Genomic DNA, 3,880 nt, shown 5'->3' on the forward strand with positions numbered 1-3,880 from the left:
GGCTCGGAGATGTGTATAAGAAACAGGCCCCTGCCATCCCTTGCGTGCACCCACGATGAACTCCTTCCCCGGTGACGGACCCCGACTCCCTCAATGGGAGTCTTCTCCGTGCAAAACACCACAAACCAGGAAAATCGCAAAACTCACCGGATGCGACAAGGGCCGCGCGGGGAGCACCCCACGCGGCCCTCGGACTTCTTCAGACCGTGACGGCCCGGCTCAGGCCGGCTGGATGTCGCTGTTCTTCACGCGGAAGGTGGTGGCCTTGAACTTCGCCTCCAGCTCGCTGTCATCGCGCTTGGAGTAGTCCTTGGCCACTTCCGCGGCGGGGATGAGGTGGAAGGTGGCGAGCGTCTCGTCCGCCTTCACCTCCACCATCACGAAGCCGTGCGAGTCCGTGTCCGCGAAGCGCAGGCCCGCGTTGGAGTCCTTGAGCGTCTTCTCCATGTTCGCGACGGCGTACTGGTACACGGGCGCGCCGCTGGCGTAGCCCGCGCCCAGGAGCGCCAGGCCCGCCAGGCTCTTGATGGAGCCGGACGTGATGCCCGGCGCCGTCAGCGTGGGCACGCCCTCCTCCACCGACGCGAACGACGCGTGGATGTCGCCGGAGAGGAACAGCGCGTTCTGCACGCCCTTGGCCTTGAGCGTGTTGAGCATGACCTTCTTCTTCGTGGGGAAGCCGTCCCACTGGTCCACGCTGAAGTAGAAGCGCTGGCGCAGCGACGGGTCCGCGATGTCCGACTTCGCGCGCAGGTCCCAGATGAGCGCCGACAGCGACGTGGAGCTCACCACCATCTTCCAGGTGTTGGTCGCCGTGGTCAGCGTCTGGTTGAACCACGCCTCCTGGTCCGGGCCGAACACGTCCTCGCTCTTGCCGGCGGACAGCTGGTACTTCACCCCCGCGAACAGGTCGAACGTGTCCTTCACCACCACGTAGCGCGAGCCCTGGATGTTGAAGAGGGAGCTCTTGCCCATGTGCACGTACGCCAGACCCCGGGGCTTGCCCGCCGGCGGGATGACGAGCGCGGCGTAGCCCGCGGCCTGGAGCACCTGGTTCACGTAGAAGAGCGCCACCGGGCCCTTCACCCAGGTGCCCGCCTTCTGCGCGGCCTCCGCGTCCGTGAGCCCCGCGTCCTTCGCCTGCTTCAGGTACACGCCCTGGAGCACCTGCTTCTGCGCCGCGTAGGCCGCGTCATCCAGGTTCACGTACGCGAACGTGTCCGCCTGGAACACCTGCTTCACCGCGTCCGGCTGCCCCTGGAGCCCCGCGCCCAGCAGCGTCTCGTCCAGCGCCACCGAGCCCGGCCACGCGTCCTCCGGGATGAGGTGGTCCGGGCGGTAGCTGCGGTAGTCCGTCACCAGCAGCTTCAGGTGCCGGCCGTACTCGAAGTCGCGGTAGATGCGCGTGTTGGGGAAGCGCGGCTCCGCGTCCACGTCCACCACGCCGTCCGCCGTCTGCGCGGTGTCCAGCGGGATGTACTCCAGGAACGCCTGCTCCGCGTTGTGCTTGCGCTCCAGCTGCGTCTCGTCGCGCTTGCCGTCCTCGTACGTCGCCACGTCCTTCCAGCAGTCGTCGGAGAACTCGTGGTCGTCCCAGGTGATGATGAACGGGTAGCGCTCGTGCACCGCCTGCAGCTGCCGGTCGCTGCGGACCGTCTTGTACAGGTCGCGGTAGTTGGACACCGTGTTCGCCGCCAGGAACGCGGTGAGGCCCGTGCCCTGCGCCAGCGCGCCCTCGGGCTCGCTGAAGCGCACGGAGCGGCCTCCGCCGGACGACTGGAAGGACGTGTCGCCCGTGGTCTCGTAGACGTAGTCGCCGAGGAACACGACGAAGTCCAGGTCCGCGTCCAGCTGCAACAGCCGCTGCCAGGCGTTGTAGTAGCGGCCGATGAAGTCCTGGCAGCTGGCGAACACGAACTTCACCGACACGTCATCACCGGCCGCGGGCGCGGTGCGCGTGCGCCCCACGCGGGTGGTGTTCTTCTGGCCGTCCTTCTCGTAGGAGAAGCGGTAGTAGTACGTCGTGCGCGGCGACAGGCCCGTCACCTTCACCTTCACCGCGTGGTCGTGCGCCGCCTGCGCCGTCAGGTCCTTCTTGTCCAGCACCAGCGAGGCGAAGTCCTGCGTGGTGGAGACCTCCAGCCGTAGGGTCAGGTCCGCGCTGGCGCGCGCGGCGTCCTCCACGCGCACCCACAGGATCACGCTGTCCGGACGCGGATCTCCCGACGCCAGCGACTGCGGGAAGAAGGGCGAGCCAGCCGAGGGATCCGACGTCTCCGCGTCGGAGTCGGAGCATCCAAAGGTCGTCGTCGCCGCGACAGCAACCACGGCCTGCAGGAACGTGCGGCGTTTGAAGGGGTTGAACAAGGCGATGGACTCCAGTGGGAAGCGGTGGAAGGGGTTCCCGGGCCGCGAAGTCTAGAGCCCCTCCTCCCTCCACACGAAACATCCCCGCGACACGCCCGCATGACCTCACGCGTCACGCGGCCGCGCCCCACCTGCCCGCCCACACGCGCCAAGAAGAAGAGGCCGACCGCCAGTGCTGGCAGTCGGCCTCTCCCTCCAGGTCCACGCGCGCCGCTCCCCCCGGAGGAACGCGGTGGGCCTTTTGCTTCAGCGCGAGCCGGGACCGCCTACTTCACGGCCTTCACGCGCGGGCGCTTCTCGCCCTCGGCGGGCTCGGCGGGGGCTTCCGCGACGGGCGCACCCGCGGCGGCGGCCTTGCCGATGCCGTACTTCTCCAGCACCAGGGTTTCGATCTCCTTCTGCGTCTCCGGGTGCTCGCGCAGGAACTCCTTCGCGTTCTCCCGGCCCTGGCCGATGCGCTCTCCCTTGAAGGAGAACCAGCTGCCGCTCTTCTCCACGATGTTCTCGTTGGAGGCCAGGTCGATGAGGTCGCCCTCACGGGAGATGCCCGTGCCGTACATGATGTCGAACTCGACCTCCTTGAACGGAGGCGCGACCTTGTTCTTCACGACCTTCACGCGGGTGCGGCTGCCCACCACGTTGTCGCCGTTCTTGATGGCGCCCACGCGGCGGATGTCCATGCGCTGCGACGCGTAGAACTTCAGCGCGTTGCCGCCCGTGGTCGTCTCCGGGTTGCCGAACATCACGCCAATCTTCATGCGGATCTGGTTGATGAAGATGACGCACGTCTGGCTCTTGGAGATGGTGCCCGTGAGCTTGCGCAGGGCCTGGCTCATGAGGCGCGCCTGCACGCCCATGTGCGCGTCGCCCATCTCGCCCTCGAGCTCCGCCTTCGGCACGAGCGCGGCCACCGAGTCCACCACCAGCACGTCGATGGCGCCCGAGCGCACCAGCATCTCCGCGATTTCCAGGCCCTGCTCACCGGTGTCCGGCTGGGACAGCAGCAGGTCGTCCGTGCGCACGCCCAGCTTGCGCGCGTAGCCCACGTCCATCGCGTGCTCCGCGTCGATGTAGCCGCACACGCCGCCGCGCTTCTGCGCCTCCGCGACGATGTGGAGCGACAGCGTCGTCTTGCCGGAGGACTCCGGCCCGAAGATTTCGATGATGCGCCCCCGCGGCACGCCGCCCACGCCCAGCGCGATGTCGAGCGAGATGGACCCCGTCGAGATGGCCTGGATGTCCTTCATCATCGGCTCGTCGTTGCCGAGCCGCATGATGGAACCCTTGCCGAACTGGCGCTCCACCGCGGCCAGCGCCAACTCGATCGCCTTTTCCTTCTCCTGATTCACGGCCATTTCTCGTCGCTCCTTGGAAGAGTGGGCCACCCCGGCCCACCTGAACGCGCTTTTAGTACGCGATGGGTAGACCCTAGTCCACCCCTCTGACATCCGTTTTGGGTTCTGGTGCTCAGCTCTTGCGGAGGGCGGCCAGGAAGGCGGCCACCAGCCCGCCC

2 protein-coding genes are annotated in these 3,880 nt (G+C 67.5%); both read right to left on the bottom strand.

Features of this window, described 5'->3' with window-relative positions; all coding sequences use genetic code 11:
• Nucleotides 1-219: 219 nt before the first annotated feature.
• Entirely contained in the window at nucleotides 220-2,367 is a 2,148-nt protein-coding gene (locus D7V97_RS41000) for an alkaline phosphatase (RefSeq protein ID WP_120615983.1), read from the bottom strand.
• Nucleotides 2,368-2,633: 266 nt separating this feature from the next.
• Nucleotides 2,634-3,722: a recombinase RecA gene (gene recA / locus D7V97_RS41005; protein ID WP_120615984.1), complete on the bottom strand. Its 1,089-nt coding sequence runs from the start codon at nucleotides 3,720-3,722 to the stop codon at nucleotides 2,634-2,636.
• Nucleotides 3,723-3,880: the final 158 nt, after the last annotated feature.

The sequence above is a fragment of the Corallococcus sp. CA053C genome (assembly GCF_003611675.1).
GTDB lineage: Bacteria > Myxococcota > Myxococcia > Myxococcales > Myxococcaceae > Corallococcus.